Source organism: Streptomyces sp. NPDC047108 (assembly GCF_040643575.1).
In the GTDB taxonomy this organism is placed as follows: domain Bacteria; phylum Actinomycetota; class Actinomycetes; order Streptomycetales; family Streptomycetaceae; genus Streptomyces.
This window is the reverse complement of the sequence record NZ_JBEYUP010000003.1, coordinates 256,594-274,267: the sequence shown is the minus strand read 5'-3', so window position 1 is coordinate 274,267 and position 17,674 is coordinate 256,594. Positions and strand designations below refer to the sequence as shown.

The following is a 17,674-nucleotide window of genomic DNA, read 5'->3' as shown; positions in this document are numbered from 1 at the left end:
CGGCTATCGCTGTCTCCTGACCGATTCTGGAAGTTTCCTTCACCCCGCCGCCACGCACCTCCTTTCCGGAAGGAGCGCACGTGCCCCACGAAGAAACGCCCGCCCAAGGACCCCGACCGTCCAGACGCTCCGTTCTGGCCGGCGCCACCGCCGTCACCGCCGCCGCCTCGCTCGCCGGGGGCGCCTCCCCCGCCTCCGCCGCGGCGCACGCCGCGCGTTCGCCCTCGCCCCGCGACCGGCTCCGCGGGCTCGTCTCCCGGATGAGCCTGGAGGAGAAGGTCGGCCAGCTCTTCGTCATGCGGGTCTACGGCCACTCGGCGACCGCCCCCGACCCGGTCGACGTCGCGCTCAACCAGAAGGAGATCGGCGTCGCCAACGCCGCCGAGCTCATCGCGAAGTACCACGTCGGCGGCATCATCTACTTCACCTGGGCGCACAACACCCGCGATCCGCACCAGATCGCGTCGCTGTCCAACGGCATCCAGAAGGCCGGACTCGCCCAGCGCACGCCCGTACCGCTGCTGATCTCCACCGACCAGGAACACGGAATAGTGGCCCGTGTGGGCGCGCCGGCCACGCTGCTGCCCGGGGCCATGGCCCTGGGCGCGCACGCCTCGCGCGCCGACGCCCGCAACGCGGCGCGGATCGCCGGGGTCGAACTGGCGGCCCTGGGCATCAAGCAGGACTACGCGCCGGTCGCGGACGTCAATGTGAACCCGGCCAACCCGGTCATCGGGGTGCGGTCGTTCGGGTCGGACCCGAAGGCCGTGTCCGCGCTGGTGGCCGCGCAGGTGCAGGGCTATCAGAGCGCCGGGGTCGCGGCCACCGCGAAGCACTTCCCCGGGCACGGCGACACCGCCACCGACAGCCACTACGGGCTCCCGCTGATCACCCACACCGCGCAGCAGTGGGAGGAGCTGGACGCCCCGCCGTTCAGGGCCGCGATCGCGGCCGGCATCGACTCGATCATGACGGCGCACCTGCTCTTCCCGGCGCTGGACCCCGCCGACGACCCGGCGACCCTCTCCCACCCGATCCTCACCGGCATCCTGCGCGAACGGCTCGGCTACGACGGCGTCGTGGTCACCGACTCGCTCGGCATGGCGGGCGTACGGCAGAAGTACGGCGACGACCGCGTGCCCGTACTGGCGATCAAGGCGGGCGTGGACCAGCTCCTCAACCCGCCGGACCTGGCGGTCGCCTGGAACGCGGTCGTGGAGGCTGTGCGCACCGGCGAGATCGAGGAGGAGCGCATCGACGTCTCCGTCCTCCGCATCCTGGAACTCAAGGCGCGCCGCGGACTCTTCACCGAGCCGTACGTCAGCCACGAGGAGGTGGACCGTGTCGTGGGGGCCCGGGCGCACCTGAGGGCGGCGGACGGGATCGCCGAGCGGACCACCACCCTGCTGGTCAACGAGGACCGCCTGCTGCCCCTGTCACGGCGGCGGCACCGGAACGTCCTCGTGGTCGGCGTCGACCCGGCCGCGCCCTCGGGCACCGGCGGTCCGCCGACCGCCACGGTGGCCAAGGCGCTGACCGAGCTGGGCTTCACGGCGACCGCGCTGCCGACGAGCACGGGGACGCAGCCCAACCCGACGCAGGCGAAGATCGACGAGGCGGTCGCGGCGGCGCGCGGCAAGGACGCGGTGATGGTCCTGACGTACAACGTCGGCGCCGGCTCGTCGCAGCGCACGCTGGTCCAGTCCCTCGCGGCGGCGGGCGTGCCCGTGGTGCACCTCGCCATCCGCAACCCGTACGACATCGCGCGGCTCGGCGGCGCCGGTGCCGGTGCGTCGCTCGCGGCGTACTCGTGGACCGACGTCGAACTGCGGGCCGCGGTCCGGGTCGCGGCGGGCCGGGCGCGGCCGGTGGGCAAGCTGCCGGTTCCGGTGCCGCGCGCGGACGACCCGGCGCAGGTGCTGTACCCGGTCGGATACGGGCTCTCGTACTAGCCCGCCCGCACCAGCAGGACACCTCCGGCGCCGGCCCGCGATGAGCGGGTCGGCGCCGGAGGTGCTGAGGGGCCGGTGCGGCCCCGGGGCCCGATGCCCTGTGTCCTCTGCGTCCGTTACGGCCGGAGCGTGCGCTCCATCCGCTGACGGTCGAGGTCGGCGTCCGGCTCGGCCAGCGGCTTCGCGGCGGTCTCACCGCTGCGGACCGACGGCGAGGCGACGCCTGCCCACTCCAGGATCTCGGAGGTGGCCTTCTCCTTCTCGCCCGCCGTCAGACCGGCGACGTTCGCCCCGTGGTTGGCACCGGGAGCGAAGAAGACGTAGGAGTCCTTGGCCTTCTTGCCGAGGCGGAACGGTTCGGCACCCCACGGGTCGTTCTCCCCGTAGACGAACATCATCCGCTCGCCGCGGTTCTTGACCCAGCGGTCGACGTCCCGCATGACGCCGGACTTCCACTCCATCGGGATGTCACGCGGCACGTAGGCGCGCGGCGTGAAGTAGCCGGGGTAGCGCAGCAGTCCGTCGAGGTGCGGGTACTCCAGCGTGGGGGCACCCAGCTCCGTACCGGCCTGGTAGTAGTACGGCGTGTACGTCGAGAGGCCCTGGTCCGCGTAGGCGGAGAAGCCGGAGATCGCGTCGACGTAGGCGTAGAGCTTGTCGGTGGAGACGTCCGGCTTCGGCACGTCGGCGCAGTCCTTCTCGGAGCTGTACTGCCAGAAGGCCCAGACCATGTCGAGGACGACGCTCTCGTAGGCCTTGTCGAGGCTGCCGACGGTCTTGAAGGTGGCGTCGTTGTCCTTCGCCCACTTCTTGTAGAGGCCGGTCATCTCGTCGCGGCGCACGAGCGCTTCGCGCTGGACGGCGTTCAGGGCGTCCCGGCACTCCTTGCTGCCGACGGTCTCGAAGAACCGGTCGTAGCGGGAGTCCTCACGGTTGTTGACGTCGTTGGGGGCGACGTACGCGACCGTGCCGTCCATGTCGTTCGGGTAGAAGCGGCGGAAGTAGGTGGCCGTCATGCCGCCCTTGCTTGCGCCGGTGGCCAGCCAGTTCTTGCCGTAGACCTTCTTCAGCGCCTTGAAGATCCGGTGCTGGTCGCTGGCGGCCTGCCAGATGTCCAGCTTCGACCAGTCGGCCGGGTCGGGCCGGGACGGCGTGAAGAAGCGGTACTCCATGGAGACCTGGTTGCCGTCGATGATCTTCGTCGGCTCGCTGCGGCCGGCGGTGGTGGAGACGTTGTAGCCCGAGGTCTGGAAGACCGTCGGGCGGTCGGTGTCCTTGTGCAGCACGGTCAGCCGCTGCTTGAAGGACCCCTTCGACGGGTGCCGGTGGTCGATCGGCTGCTTGTAATTGAGGACGAAGTACCGGTATCCGTCGACCGGCTTCTCCTCGATGAGGCTCATCCCGGGTATCGCGAGGATCCGGTCCTTGATGTCCTTGACTCCCGGCTCCGCGGCTGTGGCCGCGCCTGCGGGCACGCTGCCGGCGCCGGCGGCGCCTATGAGCACCGTGAGCGACAACAGCCATCTGAGCGCCTTGCGCATTCGCCCTCCCCTGGTTTCACAAAGGTCGCCGCGAACCTACCGGCGCAACTCACGCCACCGCCAGACCTTATGGGCGAATCTGTTCGATGGGTGCACGACCGAGGGAGAGGGACCCGGCCGCGCCGTACGGCAGAAATGTCAGCAGAGGATCCAGCCGGATTTGACCGACTTGTTGCCGATGGCGCCCCGTACGTACACGCACCGGCCCCCCGCGTTCACCTTCACCGGTCCCGCATGGTGGGTGAAACGACCGCTGTCCACCTGGGGATGGCTGCCGCGGGCCTGGATGCTCACGCTCATCTTGCGGCGCTGACCAGGGGACTTCGCGAGCGTCACGGCGCACTTGATCCGATTGCTCTTGTAGATCTGAACCTTGCCGCTCGAGAAGTTGAGCGTCTTCACCTTGTGGCCCGGGCAGAGCGCGCCGGCTCCGGCCGTGGCAGCGGTGAGACCGGCTGCTCCGGCGGCCAGGACAGCTATCACCAAACCTATGACCATCCGTCTACGTGCCGCACCACGCACGTGTGCCTCCCCCAAGGGGTCGAGTGCCCGTACCTCGTACATGCGGGCGATTGCCAAGCTACACGCGCGCGGTGGGGCGATTGGTTCCCGGGGTGTCAGGGTTTCGGTAAGGCCTTGCGGAGACGGAGGGCAGGACGCTAGGCGGCCGCGATCTCCGGTTCGCCGACGAAGGTGCGCCAGAGCTGGGCGTATGTGCCGTCCGCGGCGAGGAGTTCGGCGTGCGTGCCGTCCTCGACGACCCGGCCGTGATCCATGACCACCACACGATCCGCACGAGCCGCGGTGGTCAGCCGGTGCGCGACGACCAACGTGGTACGCCTCCCGGCGAGCCGGTCCGTGGCCCGGTTGACCAAGGACTCGGTCGCCAGATCGAGGGCGGCCGTGGCCTCGTCGAGGAGCAGAATGTCGGGATCGACCAGCTCTGCCCGGGCCAGGGCGATCAACTGCCGCTGCCCCGCCGACAGGTTGCGGCCCCGCTCGGCCACCTCGTGGAGGTAGCCGCCGTCCAGCGAGGCCACCATCGCGTGCGCGCCGACCGCCCGCGCCGCCGCCTCCACCTCGGCGTCCGTCGCCTCCGGGCGGCCGTACGCGATGGCGTCGCGCACCGTGCCGGGGAAGAGGTACGCCTCCTGCGGGACGACACCGAGCCGCTGCCGGTAGGCGGTGAGGTCCAGGTCGCGCAGATCGGTGCCGTCGGCGCGGACGGTGCCCGAGACCGGGTCGTAGAAGCGGGCGACCAGCTTGACGAGGGTCGACTTGCCCGCGCCCGTCTCCCCCACGAACGCCACCCGCTGGCCCGCCGGGATGTGCAGATCGATGCCGGACAGCGCGTCCGGCTCCTCCGCACCGTCGGTGCCCTTGTACCGGAAGTGCACGTCCTCGAAAGCGATCTCGCCGCGCACCGTCCGCACCGCGCGCGGCCGCGTCGCCTCCGCGGTCGTCGTCGGCTCGCGCAGCAGCTCCTGGATGCGGCCCAGCGAGACCGTCGCCTGCTGGTAGCCGTCGAAGACCTGGGAGAGCTGCTGCACGGGCGCGAAGAAGAGGTCGATGTAGAGGAGGTACGCCACCAGCGCACCCGCCGTCAGCGTCCCCTCCGCCACCCGGCCCGCGCCGACGATCAGCACCAGCGCCGCCGCCACGGATGACAGCAACTGCACGAACGGGAAGTAGACCGAGATCAGGAACTGACCGCGCACACGCGCCCGCCGGTAGGCGTCGCTCCGCTCGGTGAACCGCTCCGTGCCGCTGCCCTCGCGCCGGAACGCCTGCAGGATCCGCAGCCCGGCGACGCTCTCCTGCAGATCGGCGTTGACGACACTGATGCGCTCGCGCGCCAGCTCGTACACCTTCACGCTGCGGCGGCGGAAGAAGATCGTCCCCACCACCAGGATCGGCAGGGTCGCGAAGACGACGAGGGCCAGGCCCAGATCGAGGGCGAGCAGGGCGACGAGGATGCCGAAGAAGGTGAGGACCGAGACGAGGGCGGTGACCAGACCGGTCTGGAGGAACGTCGACAGCGCGTCCACGTCCGTCGTCATCCGCGTCATGATCCGGCCGGTCAGCTCGCGCTCGTAGTAGTCCAGTCCGAGCCGCTGGAGCTGCGCGAAGATCTTGATACGGAGGCTGTAGAGGATGCGCTCACCCGTGCGCCCCGTCATCCGCGTCTCGCCGATCTGCGCCGCCCACTGGGCGAGGACGACACCCAGCGCCACGGCGGAGGCCGTCCATACGGCGCCGAGCGCGAGTTTCTGCACGCCGTCGTCGATGCCGTTCCGGATGAGGATGGGCAGCAGCAGGCCCGCGACGGCATCGACGGACACCAGCAGCAGACAGAACAGCAGAGGGGCGCCGAACCCGCGGAGCAACTGGCGCAGGCCGTAGCTCTTCTCGGGGCGGGCGGCATGCGCCTCGTCCACCTCCGGGGTGTCGGTGGCGGGCGGGAGCGCGGCGACCTGGGCGAGCAGTTCGGGCGTGGCCGGCATGCCGGCGAGTGCCCCGGCCATGCCACCCGCGGTGGGCGGCCCCGAGGCGCCGGGACGCGAGGTGGAGAGGGCGTCGACCGCGCTCGACGCGGTCGAGCCGGTGCGCGGCTTCACGCCGGAGGCGTCCCCGCCCCACAGTTCGGGGGTGATGCCGTCGACGACGCGGCGTCGCGCGTTGACCGGCTCGGAGTCGATCTCGGCCTCCACCTCCAGATCGCACTCGGCCCGCAGTTCGGCGTCGGTGGCGCGGCGTTCGGCGGCGCGGCGCTCGATGGCGCGGTTCCGGCTGATCCGGGCGTCGGAGACGTAGGGACGGTAGGTGCGGTCCCGGCGGGAGACGTCCCGCTCGCGGGCTTCCCTGTCCTGGCGGGTCGGTTCCGCGCCGGAGCCCGCCGCCGACTCGTGCCCGTTCTCCGCCGCTTCGTGCCCGTTTCCACCGGCAGGATCCGCCGCGGCAGTACTTGCCGTGGTGCGGCTCCCGCCGTCGGTGCTCTCCGCGCCGGGGACCTCCCCGTCCCGTACGGCACCAGCCGGATCGCGCTCCACACCGCCCAGTTCGTCCGGGTCTGTGAGCAGCCTGCGATAGAGGGGACAGCGCTCCTCCAGCTCCTCGTGCGATCCCGCGTCGACGAGCCGCCCGCCGTCCAGCACCGCGATGCGGTCGGCGAGGCTGAGCGTGGAGCGCCGGTGGGCGATGAGCAGGGTCGTACGCCCCGCCATCACGCCGCGCAGCGCCTCGTGGATCTCGTGCTCCACACGCGCGTCGACCGCGGAAGTGGCGTCGTCCAGGAGCAGCAGCCGCGGGTCGGTGAGGATCGCGCGGGCCAACGCGATGCGCTGCCGCTGCCCGCCGGAGAGGGTGAGGCCCTGTTCGCCGACCGTGGTGTCGTAGCCGGAGGGCAGTTCGCCGATGAAGCCGTCGGCCTGGGCGGCCGTCGCGGCGGCGCGGATCTGCTCGTCGGTGGCGTCCGGCTTCCCGTACGCGATGTTGGCGCGGACCGTGTCGGAGAAGAGGAAGCTGTCCTCCGGTACGAGCCCAATGGCGTCGCGCAGCGAGTCGAACGTCAGGTCGCGCACGTCGTGTCCGCCGACCCGTACGGCGCCGTCGCCCACGTCGTAGAAGCGCGGCAGCAGCAGCGAGACCGTGGACTTGCCGCTGCCGGAGGTGCCGACGACGGCGACGGTCTCGCCCGGCTCGATGCTCAGCGAGAAGTCCTTCAGGACCGGGCGCTCCGGGTCGTACCCGAAGGTGACGGCGTCGAACTCGACGGTCGCGGCCGCGTCGGCGGGCAGGGCGTGCGCGTCCGGCCGCTCCTCGATCGACGGCCGTGTGTCGATGAGTTCCAGCACGCGCTCGACGCCGGCGCGTGCCTGCTGCCCGACCGTGAGCACCATGGTGAGCATCCGGACCGGGCCGACGAGCTGGGCGAGGTAGGTGGAGAAGGCGACGAACGTGCCGAGCGTGATCTGCCCGCGCGTCGCCATCCAGCCGCCGAGCGCGAGCATGGCGACCTGCCCGAGGGCGGGGACGGCCTGCAGGGCAGGGGTGTAGCGGGAGTTGAGGCGGACGGTCCGCATCCGCCCCGCGAAGAGCTTCCTGCCGACCGCGCGCAGCTTGCCGGTCTCCTGCTCCTCCTGCCCGAAGCCCTTGACCACGCGTACACCGGTGACCGCCCCGTCCACGACGCCCGCGACGGCCGCCGCCTGCCCCTGGGCGTACCAAGTGGCGGGGAAGAGGCGCTTGCGGCTGCGCTGGGCGATCCACCACAGAGCGGGGGCGATGGCGAGCGCGACCAGGGTCAGGAGCGGCGACAGCCAGAACATCACACCCAGGGAGATGAGGAAGAGGAGCACGTTGCCGATCATCATCGGCAGCATGAACAGCAGGCCCTGGATGAGCTGGAGGTCGCTGGTGGCACGGCCGACGACCTGGCCGGTGGACAGTTCGTCCTGGCGGCGGCCGTCGAGCCGGGCGATGGACCGGTACATCTCGGTCCGCAGGTCGTGCTGGACGTCCAGGGCCAGCCGCCCGCCGTAGAAGCGGCGGAGGTAGGTGAGGCCGTAGACGACGGCCGCGCCGAGGATCAGCAGGGCGGCCCACGGGGCGATGTCGCGGGTGCGGGCGATCACCACGTCGTCGATGATCAGCCGCGTCACCAGGGGGACGAGGGCCATGACGGCCATACCGGCCAGCGAGGCTCCGAGGGCGAGCAGGACGTGACGCCGGTAGCGCCATGCGTATCCGGTCAGCCGCCGTGCCCAGCCCGGCTGCCGTGTGCTCTCGCCTCGCGGACTCACCGATTCGCCCTCCGTTGTCCATGCCTCCTGGGCGCCACGGTGATCCGCGGCGCCACGATCCACAACACCGGTGATCGCCCGTTTGTTTCAGCAATGCGTACGCAATGTGTCGCAGTCGGCTCCGACCTGGGACGTACGTCCCCGGGCGGGGGCACACGCGGGGCATGCGGCCGCAGCGAGTAGGGTCCGGCCCTGACGCCGGCCAGGTGGCCGGAATCATGGCCGGGCGGAGACGGGGGCGGGGACGGTGCGGCGCTGGATCAAGGTGTCGGTGGCGGCCGCGGCGGTCCTGGGTGTGGGCGGCTGGATCGCCGAGCCGTACGTGCGGGACTGGATCGTGGTACGGAACGCCTGCGAAGGGGCGCTGCCGCAGGACGCGGCGCGCCGGCTCGCACCGGAGGACACGCATCTGGGATCCGCGGAGTCGCGGCGGACCGAGGGGCTCGGCTCGTGGACGTGCCGCGTCACGCTGGACGGCGAGCGCGGGCGCCTTGTCGAGATGGAGGCGTACACCCGGCGCGACGATCAGGACCGCACGTACATGACGGTCTTCCCGCAGGAGGGGATGGCGCCCCAGGCGCCCCTGCCCGGCGGGCTGCCCGGGTTCGTCGACCGGTTCGGCACGATCCAGCTCGTGCTGGCGTGCCCGGACCTCGGCAGGGACCCCGACGGCGGGCGGCGCACCCTCCTCGTACGGACGTCGACGGGCTCGTACGACCACACCGGGGAGCCCGGAGCGGTGTACCGGACGGCCGTCGCGCTCGCCAACGCGGCCTCCGGGAAGCTCGGTTGCGGCGCGGAGCCGCTGAAGACCCCTGAGGGGGACCCCGCGTTGCCCCGGCCACAGGACGGTGGCGACGACCCCGAACCGGTGCCGCTGTCGCGCGCGGCCGAAGGCCCCTGCGGCTGGGCGGCGCGCGCCGGTCTGAAGGGCCGCGACTGGCATGTGGTGAGCCGACTCGGCGACGCGGCGCCGACCGGGTTCTGTGCCCTGACCGACGCGCCCGACGAGGGGTCCGGCCCGGGAGAGGCGCCCCTCTCCGTGTTCGCGTGGTACGGCGACTGGAGCAACCGCCTCGTCGTCGGCAGCAACGGCGAGCGCCGTTCGTTCACGGCAACGGCCCGCTGCGACGGCGAGAGCGCCAACTTCGCGCTCAGCGCGTCCACCGGCACCCGGGAAGCGGGGACGGCGGAGAAGCGGCGCGTGCTGGAGACGTTCGCGAAGGACCAGGTCCGGCGCCGGGGCTGCGAGGAGCCGCGGTTCTTCTGACGGCCGGCGGGCTCGGGGTTCCGGGCTCTCCCGGTTCCGGGCTCCGGGTCCCGGACTCCGGGTCCCGGGCTCCGGGACGGGTCCTGGGCTCCGGGACGGGTCCCGGACTCCGGGACGGGTCCTGGGACCGGGACCGGGTCCTGGGGCGCAGGCTTCGGCAGTCCCCGCGCGCTCAGCGGATGAGCCAGAGCGCCCGCACGTAGGCGTCGTCCAGGATCTGCCGCATCGCGGCGGCGCGGCGGGCCGGGACCCCGCGCTCGTCCGCCCACCGGTCCAGCACCGTGAACAGCCGGCGCCGCCCGTCCATGAGGTCGCCCCGGACCGGACCGGCGACCGGCCGGTCCGCGATCGCGCCCATCGGCGGACGGCCGGTCACCTGCCGGGGCGCGGGACGGAACGTGCCGCGGGTGTGCTCCCGTACGGACCGGTCGAAGGCCGCGAGATCGGGGATCGTGCCGTCCTCCGCGTACGTGGTCCGGTAGCGCATGAGCAGACCGATCCGGTCGGCCATGTCCTGGAGATCGTTGTCGACCCAGGTCGTCGCGGACGAGGAGGTGTCCCGGGAGCCCGCCCGGAAGTCCGGGTCGCCGCCCTCGCGGGTCAGCCGCTCCAGGTAGTAGGCGAAACGGGCGAGCTCGGCGTCGTGGAGCACCGCGAACGCCTCGGGATCCGCGGCGAGTTCGGCGACCAGCTTCTCGATGTCGGTGTCCGCGTCCACGGTGGAGTCGGCGTACTCGAACGCCGCATGGGCCTCGCCCCGGGCCAGGAACCGGCCGGCCCAGGTCCAGCCGCTGCGGTCCGGCAGCACCTCGTCGGGCGCCACGGCGGGACCGGACACCTCGTCGTCGTACAGCGCGTCCGGGCGCCCGGCGTCGACCACGTACCCGGCCAGCATCCTGGCCACGCCCGGCGCCGTTCCCGCGGGGATCGGGCGGTCGTGGAGGGCGGCCGCCACGGCGTACGCGGCCCGCGCCTGCGCCATGGTGTGCGGCACGTCAGGGCCGGCGGAGCGTGTGGCTCCGTCCACGATGCGGCCCAGGAGGCGCCCGCCGTCACCGCACACCCGCTCGTGCGCCAGCAGCTTTCTCGCGGCGCCGAGGCGGGCGAGGTCGTCACCGGGATCGAGGGCCTTCGTCGCCTCGCGGGGATCGGAGGCCAGGGCCCGCGCCGAGGCGGGCGGCTGCCAACAGGGTGGGGCGTCACCGGAGTCGGCGACGCCCAGGGTTCTCGCGGCCCCGGTCGCCGCGAGCACCAGGACCGCTCCGGCCAGGATCAGCCGCTTCCGCGTCAGCCGGGCGAACGGGCCGGACCGGCCGGCTCCACCGGACCCGCCGGCCCGGTCGCCCGTCCCGTCCCCCGAATCGGCGGAACGCCCGGAACCAGCGCCGGCGCCGGTGGCGCCTCCCCCATCGCTCATCCGGGCAGAGTAGCGAGCGCCACCCGATGCGGACGCGGAGGGTGCGGGACGGGAGGAGGGACGGGCAGCGGGACGCCGGAAGCCCGGCAACACCCGCCGCCCGTACGTCCGTTCAGCCGCGCGGGGCCTCGCCCCGCCCCGCGGCGATCTGCCGGGACATGATCGTCGTCAGCTCGTACGCGGTGTGGGACGCCGCCACCGAGGTGATCTCCGCGTGGTCGTACGCCGGGGCGACCTCCACGACATCGGCCGAGACGAGGTTGCAGGACGCCAGGCCGCGCAGGATCTCCAGCAGTTCGCGGGAGGTGAGGCCGCCCGCCTCGGGGGTGCCGGTGCCGGGGGCGTGGGCGGGGTCGAGGACGTCGATGTCGATGGAGATGTAGAGGGGACGGTCGCCGACGCGCCGGCGGAGCTGGTCGGTCACCTCGTCGACGCCGCGGCGCATGACGTCGGCGGAGGTGACGATGCCGAAGCCCATCTTCTCGTCGTCGGTGAGGTCCTGGCGGCCGTAGAGCGGGCCGCGGGTGCCGACGTGGGAGAGCGCCTCCGTGTCGAGGATGCCCTCCTCGACCGCCCGCCGGAACGGTGTGCCGTGGGTGTACTCGGCGCCGAAGTAGGTGTCCCAGGTGTCCAGGTGCGCGTCGAAGTGCAGCAGCGCGACCGGTCCGTGCTTGCGCGCCATCGAGCGCAGCAGCGGCAGGGCGATGGTGTGGTCGCCGCCGAGGGTCATCAGACGGGCACCGGTGGCCAGCAGGTCGTCGGCCGCGGCCTCGATCGTCTCGACGGCCTCGTTGATGTTGAACGGATTCGCGGCCACGTCACCGGCGTCGGCGACCTGCGCGAGCGCGAACGGCGAGGCGTCCTGCGCCGGGTTGTACGGGCGCAGCAGGCGCGAGGCCTCGCGGATGGCATTGCCGCCGAAGCGCGCGCCGGGCCGGTAGGAGACACCGGTGTCGAAGGGCACTCCGACCACCGCGACGTCCGCGCTGCCGACCTCGTCGAGCCGGGGCAGCCGCGCGAAGGTCGCGGGCCCTGCGTAGCGCGGGATGCGGGACGAGTCGACGGGTCCACGGGGCTGGGTGCTCATGCGGAAGCTGCCTCTCGGCGGATTCGGGGACATGCGGGCTATGGACCGAGCGTAGGAGGACCCGCGGATTCCGCACATGTACGTTCCCGATGGACCGGCACCGCTATTTGGACATGGCGTCCATCACGGACGGGCACAGGACACAATGAAGCCATGCCGATACCCAGTCCCGCCCCGAACCGCTCAGAACTGATCGATCACCTCGTCCGTACGCGGATCGCGGGCGACGTCGCCACGCCCCGGGACAACAACCTCGCCCACTACCGCAGGCTGGCGAACGGCGACCGGCACTACTGGCTCGGCCTGGAACTGGGCGACCGCTGGACCGACGAGCAGGACGTCCTGGCCGTGATGGCCGAGCGCTGCGGCGTCGTCGACGACCCGCAGCACCGCACGGGGCAGGACACCATCGACCCGGAGCTGACGGTCGACGGCCTGGACCGGATGGCGACGCGGCTGCGCAAGGCGGCCGAGGACCGGCAGCGGGTGCTGTTCGCGACGGGGCACCCGGGCGGGCTGCTCGACGTGCACCGGAATGTGGCGGCCTCGCTGCGGGCGGCGGGCTGCGAGATCGTGGTGATCCCGCCGGGGCTGGGCGCGGACGACGGCTACGTCTTCCAGTTCTGCGACGTCGCGATGCTCGAGCGGGGCGCCACTCTCTGGCACACCCACTCCCCCGAGCCGATGTCCGCGATCCTGACCGGGCTGGAGGGGGAGGGGCGGCCGTGGCCCGACCTGGTGATGGCCGACCACGGCTGGGCGGGGTGCGCGGGGCAGCGCGGCATCGACGCGGTGGGCTTCGCCGACTGCAACGACCCGGCGCTGTTCATCGGCGAGGCCGAGGGCACGGTCGCCGTGTCCGTGCCGCTGGACGACCACGTGGTCAACCCGCGCTTCTACGACCCGCTCACGGCGTATCTGATCGCGGCGGCGGGACTGACGCCGCAGCCCTGAGGCGGCCGCCCGGGCGGCCGCCTACGGCTCAGGCACGCTGACAGCTCAGGCGCGTGGCCGCGTACCGCTCAGGCGCGCGGTACCCGGATCACGCCCTCCTGGATGACGGAGATCGCCAGCCGGCCGTCGGCGGTGTAGATCCGCGCCTGCCCCAGCCCGCGTCCCCCGGAGGCCGACGGGCTCTCCTGGTCGTACAGCAGCCACTCGTCGGCGCGGAACGGGCGGTGGAACCACATGGCGTGGTCCAGGCTGGCGCCCACCACGTCCCCGACCGTCCAGCCGCCCCGGCCGTGGGCGAGCAGCACCGAGTCCAGCAGCGTCATGTCCGAGACGTAGGTGGCGAGGCAGACGTGGAGCAGCGGGTCGTCGTCCAACTTGCCGGCCGTCCTGAACCACACCTGGGAGCGCGGGTCGCGCGGACCGTCGGCCGCGGTCGCATACGGCGGCTCCGCCGCGTAGCGCAGGTCGATGGCGGCGCGGGACTCCAGCAGGCGGTCCACCGTGCCGGGGTCGCGGAAGAGGTGGGCGTGCCGGGGCAGCATCTCGGCGGCCGTCGGCAGGGTCTCGGGGTCGGGCGCGTACGGCATGGGGGCCTGGTGCTCGAGCCCGTCCTCGTACGTCTGGAAGGACGCCGAGAGGTGGAAGGTCGGCTGCCCGTGCTGGACGGCGACCACGCGGCGGGTGGTGAAGGAGCGGCCGTCGCGGATCCGGTCGACGGTGTAGACGATCGGGGCGCCCGGGTCGCCGGGCCGCAGGAAGTAGGCGTGCAGCGAGTGCGCCGAACGGTCGTCGGGGACGGTGCGGCCCGCTGCGACCAGGGCCTGGGCGGCGACCTGCCCGCCGAAGACGCGCGGCACGACGGCCGCCCGGCTGTTGCCCCGGAAGATGTCCTCCTCGATCCGCTCGAGGTCGAGCAGATCGAGGAGCGACTGCAATGATTGGTTCATCGGTGAACAGTCTCGCAGGCCGTATCGGCCGGTTCAGAGGCCCATGGACTTGGCGATGATGGACTTCATGACCTCGCTGGTGCCGCCGTAGATGCGGTTGACGCGGTTGTCCGCGTACAGCCGGGCGATGGGGTACTCCATCATGTAGCCGTAGCCGCCGTGGAGCTGGAGGCAGCGGTCGATGACGCTCGCGGCGGTCTCCGTGCAGAACAGCTTGGCGGAGGCGGCGTCGGCGGCCGACAGCTCACCGAGGTCGTGGGCGTCGAGCGCCCGGTCGACGACGGCCTGGGCGGCGTCCACCTGGGCCTTGCAGGCGGCCAGTTCGAACTTGGTGTTCTGGAAGGACGCCACCGAGGTGCCGAAGACGGTGCGGTCCTGCACGTACCTCTTGGCGAACTCGACGGCCGCGGCCGCCTGCGCGTACGAACCCATGGCGATGGCCAGGCGCTCCTGCGGCAGGTTCTGGCCGAGGTAGGAGAAGCCCTTGCCCTCCTCGCCGAGGAGGTCCTCGACCGGCACCTTGACGTCGGTGAAGGACAGCTCGGCGGTGTCGGAGGTCTTCAGGCCCAGCTTCTCCAGCTTGCGGCCGACCGCGTAGCCCTCGCTGGTGGTGTCCACGAAGAACAGCGATATGCCGGCGCGGCGGTCCTCGGCGGTGGGCGGCGCGGTGCGGGCGCAGACGATGACGCGGTCGGCGTGGACGCCGCCGGTGATGAAGGTCTTGGCGCCGTTGAGGACGTAGTGCGTGCCGTCCTCGGAGAGCTTGGCGGTGGTCTTCATCCCGGCCAGGTCCGAGCCGGTGCCGGGCTCGGTCATGGCGATGGCGGTCATCATCGCGCCGGAGACGAAGTCGGGCAGCCAGCGCTTCTTCTGCTCGTCCGTGGCGTAGGCGAGGAGGTACGGCAGGCAGAGGCCGACGTGGACGCCGCTGCCGCCGAAGCTGACGCCGGCGCGGGCGCACTCCTCGGTGATGACGGCCTGGAACTTGAAGCTGGTCTCGCCGGCGCCGCCGTACTCCTCGGGGACCTCGATGCCGAAGACACCCAGCTCCCCGAGCTTGTAGTAGAAGTCGCGCGGGGCCTCGCCCGCCTCGAGCCACGCGTCGTAGACCGGGACGACCTCGGCGGCGACGAAGTCGCGCACGGTCTCCCGGAAGGCCTCGTGGTCCTCGTTGAACACGGTGCGCCGCATCGCACGCCTCCTCTGTCGCTGCCCTCGGGTACCGGCGAGATCCGGGTACCACGAAGCGGGGTTTCTAAGCGCTTGCTCAGCACGAAGTTACCCGGGGGTCAGCGCCCCTGTCCAGAGTCGGACGCGGCCGCGAAGGCGCCGCGGGCGAGCCGGTGCAGCAGAGCGGCCGTGTCGGGGCGGCCGGGCAGCGAGCCCCGCCCCAGGTGGGGCGTGGAGTTCAGCAGCCCGAAGACCGCGTGGACCGCGGCCCGCGCGTCCCGCTCCCCCATGCCCGGGTAGACCCGGCGCACGATCTCCACCCACAGCTCCACGTACTGCCGCTGGAGCTGGCGGACCAGCTTGCGGTCGCTGTCCCGGAGGCGGTCCAGCTCGCGATCGTGGAGAGTGATCAGTGGGCGGTCGTCGAGGGCGAAGTCGATGTGGCCCTCGATGAGCGAGTCGAGCACGGCGTCGGGCGGTCCGTCGATCTCGGCCACGCGCCGCTTGCCACCCGTGAGCAGACGGCCGCTGATGCCGACGAGCAGTTCGGCGAGCATCGCGTCCTTGCCCGCGAAGTGGCGGTAGAGACCGGGTCCGCTGATCCCGACGGCGGCGCCTATCTCGTCGACGCCGACGCCGTGGAAACCGCGCTCGGCGAAGAGCCGGGCGGCTTCCTTGAGGATCTGGTCACGGCGGTTCGTGGCCGCGGTCCTGGCGGCAGCGTTCGCGCTCATGGGAATTCATTCTAGACAGCCGCGTTAGCGCTCGTTAACCTGAAGGAAACGCGTTAACGCTCATTAACACCCACGGGCGGTCCGCGACCGCGGACGACCGCGGACGGACCGCGTCCACCGGGCGGGCGTACCACCACATCCACCGGGCAAGGGGGCTCGAAGGAGATGCAGCAGGCACCCGTGCTGCCAGGCGCCGCCGACCAGGCGTCGGACGCCTGGCGGACCAACGAGGCGGCACACCGCGAGCTCGCGGCGCAGTTGCGCGAAAGACTCGCCGCCGCGCGGCTGGGCGGCGGTGAGAAGGCGCGGGCGCGGCACACCGCGCGCGGCAAGCTGCTGCCGCGGGACCGGGTGGACACCCTCCTCGACCCCGGCTCGCCGTTCCTGGAGCTGGCCCCGCTGGCGGCCGAGGGGATGTACGGCGGGCAGGCCCCGGCGGCGGGTGTGATCGCGGGCATCGGGCGGGTCTCGGGCCGTGAGGTGGTGATCGTGGCCAACGACGCCACGGTCAAGGGCGGCACCTACTACCCGATGACGGTCAAGAAGCACTTGCGCGCGCAGGAGGTGGCCCTGGAGAACCGGCTGCCGTGCCTGTATCTGGTGGACTCCGGCGGCGCCTTCCTGCCGATGCAGGACGAGGTCTTCCCGGACCGCGAGCACTTCGGCCGGATCTTCTACAACCAGGCCCGCATGTCGGGCGCGGGCATCCCGCAGATCGCTGCGGTGCTCGGCTCCTGCACGGCCGGCGGGGCGTACGTCCCGGCGATGAGCGACGAGGCCGTGATCGTGCGCGAGCAGGGCACGATCTTCCTCGGCGGGCCCCCTCTGGTGAAGGCGGCGACCGGTGAGGTCGTGACCGCCGAGGAGCTGGGCGGCGGCGAGGTCCACTCCCGCACCTCCGGCGTCACCGACCACCTCGCGGAGGACGACGCCCACGCCCTGCGGATCGTGCGGAACATCGTCGCGACCCTGCCCGAACGGGCGCCGCTGCCCTGGTCGGTGGAGCCCGTCGAGGAGCCGGCGACCGACCCCGCGGGGCTCTACGGCGCGGTGCCGGTCGACTCCCGCACGCCTTATGACGTGCGCGAGGTCATCGCCCGGGTCGTGGACGGCTCCCGCTTCTCGGAGTTCAAGGCCGAGTACGGCACGACGCTGGTCACCGGCTTCGCCCGGATCCACGGCCACCCGGTGGGCATCGTCGCCAACAACGGCATCCTGTTCTCCGAATCGGCCCAGAAGGGCGCGCACTTCATCGAGTTGTGCGACCAGCGCGGCATCCCCCTGGTCTTCCTGCAGAACATCTCGGGCTTCATGGTCGGCCGCTCCTACGAGGCGGGCGGCATCGCCAAGCACGGCGCCAAGATGGTGACGGCGGTGGCCTGCACGCGCGTACCGAAGCTGACCGTCGTCGTCGGCGGCTCCTACGGCGCGGGCAACTACTCGATGTGCGGCCGCGCGTACTCCCCCCGCTTCCTGTGGATGTGGCCCAACGCCAAGATCTCGGTGATGGGCGGAGAGCAGGCCGCCTCGGTGCTCGCGACCGTCAAGCGCGACCAGTTGGAGGCCCGCGGCGAGGAGTGGAGCGCGGAGGACGAGGAGACGTTCCGCGCCCCGATCCGCGAGCAGTACGAGCACCAGGGGAACGCGTACTACGCCACCGCCCGCCTCTGGGACGACGGGGTCATCGACCCGCTGGAGACGCGCACGGTGCTGGGGCTCGCGCTCACCGCGTGCGCCAACGCGCCACTGCCGCACAAGGACCCGTCGGCGCCCGGCTACGGCGTCTTCCGGATGTGAGAG

12 protein-coding genes are annotated in these 17,674 nt (G+C 72.1%); 4 read left to right on the top strand and 8 right to left on the bottom strand.

What is annotated here, in order from left to right:
• Positions 1-80 precede the first annotated feature (80 nt).
• The gene (locus ABZ822_RS09510; protein WP_360849499.1) at positions 81-1,952 is read left to right on the top strand and encodes a glycoside hydrolase family 3 N-terminal domain-containing protein; all 1,872 of its coding nucleotides are present in this window, start codon (positions 81-83) and stop codon (positions 1,950-1,952) included.
• A 116-nt stretch (positions 1,953-2,068) separates the two neighbouring features.
• On the opposite strand, the gene ABZ822_RS09505 is transcribed toward ABZ822_RS09510, so the two are convergent.
• The 3 genes from ABZ822_RS09505 to ABZ822_RS09495 form a co-directional block, all read right to left on the bottom strand.
• Positions 2,069-3,493: a S28 family serine protease gene (locus ABZ822_RS09505; RefSeq protein WP_360849496.1), complete on the bottom strand. Its 1,425-nt coding sequence runs from the start codon at positions 3,491-3,493 to the stop codon at positions 2,069-2,071.
• Positions 3,494-3,631: 138 nt separating this feature from the next.
• The gene (locus ABZ822_RS09500) at positions 3,632-3,991 is read right to left on the bottom strand and encodes a hypothetical protein (RefSeq protein ID WP_360849493.1); all 360 of its coding nucleotides are present in this window, start codon (positions 3,989-3,991) and stop codon (positions 3,632-3,634) included.
• 161 nt (positions 3,992-4,152) lie between these two features.
• Positions 4,153-8,295: an ABC transporter ATP-binding protein gene (locus ABZ822_RS09495; RefSeq protein ID WP_360849491.1), complete on the bottom strand. Its 4,143-nt coding sequence runs from the start codon at positions 8,293-8,295 to the stop codon at positions 4,153-4,155.
• Between the two features lie 247 nt (positions 8,296-8,542).
• Between ABZ822_RS09495 and ABZ822_RS09490 the strand changes: the two genes are divergently transcribed.
• On the top strand, positions 8,543-9,565 hold the full coding sequence (locus ABZ822_RS09490; protein ID WP_360849488.1) for a hypothetical protein: 1,023 nt from the start codon (positions 8,543-8,545) through the stop codon (positions 9,563-9,565).
• Between the two features lie 172 nt (positions 9,566-9,737).
• Here ABZ822_RS09490 and ABZ822_RS09485 read toward each other — a convergent pair whose 3' ends face one another.
• Together ABZ822_RS09485 and speB are read right to left on the bottom strand one after the other, a co-directional pair.
• Positions 9,738-10,982 carry a hypothetical protein gene (locus ABZ822_RS09485; RefSeq protein WP_360849485.1) on the bottom strand — a complete coding sequence of 415 codons (1,245 nt, stop codon included), beginning with the start codon at positions 10,980-10,982 and terminating at the stop codon, positions 9,738-9,740.
• A gap of 112 nt (positions 10,983-11,094) precedes the next feature.
• The gene (gene speB / locus ABZ822_RS09480) at positions 11,095-12,069 is read right to left on the bottom strand and encodes an agmatinase (RefSeq protein ID WP_360849482.1); all 975 of its coding nucleotides are present in this window, start codon (positions 12,067-12,069) and stop codon (positions 11,095-11,097) included.
• 153 nt (positions 12,070-12,222) lie between these two features.
• Here speB and ABZ822_RS09475 point away from each other — a divergent pair, with 153 nt between their 5' ends.
• A complete protein-coding gene (locus ABZ822_RS09475) occupies positions 12,223-13,023 on the top strand; it encodes a phosphatase (RefSeq protein ID WP_360849479.1) in 801 nt (266 codons plus the stop codon).
• A 68-nt stretch (positions 13,024-13,091) separates the two neighbouring features.
• Here the strand turns inward: ABZ822_RS09475 and tesB are convergent, their stop codons facing one another.
• The 3 genes from tesB to ABZ822_RS09460 all read right to left on the bottom strand — a co-directional run bounded on the left by tesB (position 13,092) and on the right by ABZ822_RS09460 (position 15,874).
• Positions 13,092-13,970 carry an acyl-CoA thioesterase II gene (gene tesB, locus ABZ822_RS09470; protein WP_360849476.1) on the bottom strand — a complete coding sequence of 293 codons (879 nt, stop codon included), beginning with the start codon at positions 13,968-13,970 and terminating at the stop codon, positions 13,092-13,094.
• 33 nt (positions 13,971-14,003) lie between these two features.
• Entirely contained in the window at positions 14,004-15,161 is a 1,158-nt protein-coding gene (locus tag ABZ822_RS09465; protein ID WP_360849473.1) for an acyl-CoA dehydrogenase family protein, read from the bottom strand.
• A 98-nt stretch (positions 15,162-15,259) separates the two neighbouring features.
• The gene (locus ABZ822_RS09460) at positions 15,260-15,874 is read right to left on the bottom strand and encodes a TetR/AcrR family transcriptional regulator (RefSeq protein WP_360849471.1); all 615 of its coding nucleotides are present in this window, start codon (positions 15,872-15,874) and stop codon (positions 15,260-15,262) included.
• Positions 15,875-16,039: 165 nt separating this feature from the next.
• On the opposite strand from ABZ822_RS09460, the gene ABZ822_RS09455 reads away from it, so the two are divergent.
• On the top strand, positions 16,040-17,671 hold the full coding sequence (locus ABZ822_RS09455) for a carboxyl transferase domain-containing protein (protein WP_360849468.1): 1,632 nt from the start codon (positions 16,040-16,042) through the stop codon (positions 17,669-17,671).
• Positions 17,672-17,674 lie beyond the last annotated feature (3 nt).

Excerpts from the sequence above, each read along its gene's own strand:
- ABZ822_RS09475 (WP_360849479.1), top strand. The coding sequence starts at position 12,223 with ATGCCGATACCCAGTCCCGCCCCGAACCGCTCAGAACTGATCGATCAC.
- ABZ822_RS09455 (WP_360849468.1), top strand. The coding sequence starts at position 16,040 with ATGCAGCAGGCACCCGTGCTGCCAGGCGCCGCCGACCAGGCGTCGGAC.
- ABZ822_RS09500 (WP_360849493.1), bottom strand. The coding sequence starts at position 3,991 with ATGGTCATAGGTTTGGTGATAGCTGTCCTGGCCGCCGGAGCAGCCGGT.
- ABZ822_RS09465 (WP_360849473.1), bottom strand. The coding sequence starts at position 15,161 with ATGCGGCGCACCGTGTTCAACGAGGACCACGAGGCCTTCCGGGAGACC.
- ABZ822_RS09505 (WP_360849496.1), bottom strand. The coding sequence starts at position 3,493 with ATGCGCAAGGCGCTCAGATGGCTGTTGTCGCTCACGGTGCTCATAGGC.
- tesB (WP_360849476.1), bottom strand. The coding sequence starts at position 13,970 with ATGAACCAATCATTGCAGTCGCTCCTCGATCTGCTCGACCTCGAGCGG.
- ABZ822_RS09460 (WP_360849471.1), bottom strand. The coding sequence starts at position 15,874 with ATGAGCGCGAACGCTGCCGCCAGGACCGCGGCCACGAACCGCCGTGAC.
- speB (WP_360849482.1), bottom strand. The coding sequence starts at position 12,069 with ATGAGCACCCAGCCCCGTGGACCCGTCGACTCGTCCCGCATCCCGCGC.
- ABZ822_RS09485 (WP_360849485.1), bottom strand. The coding sequence starts at position 10,982 with ATGAGCGATGGGGGAGGCGCCACCGGCGCCGGCGCTGGTTCCGGGCGT.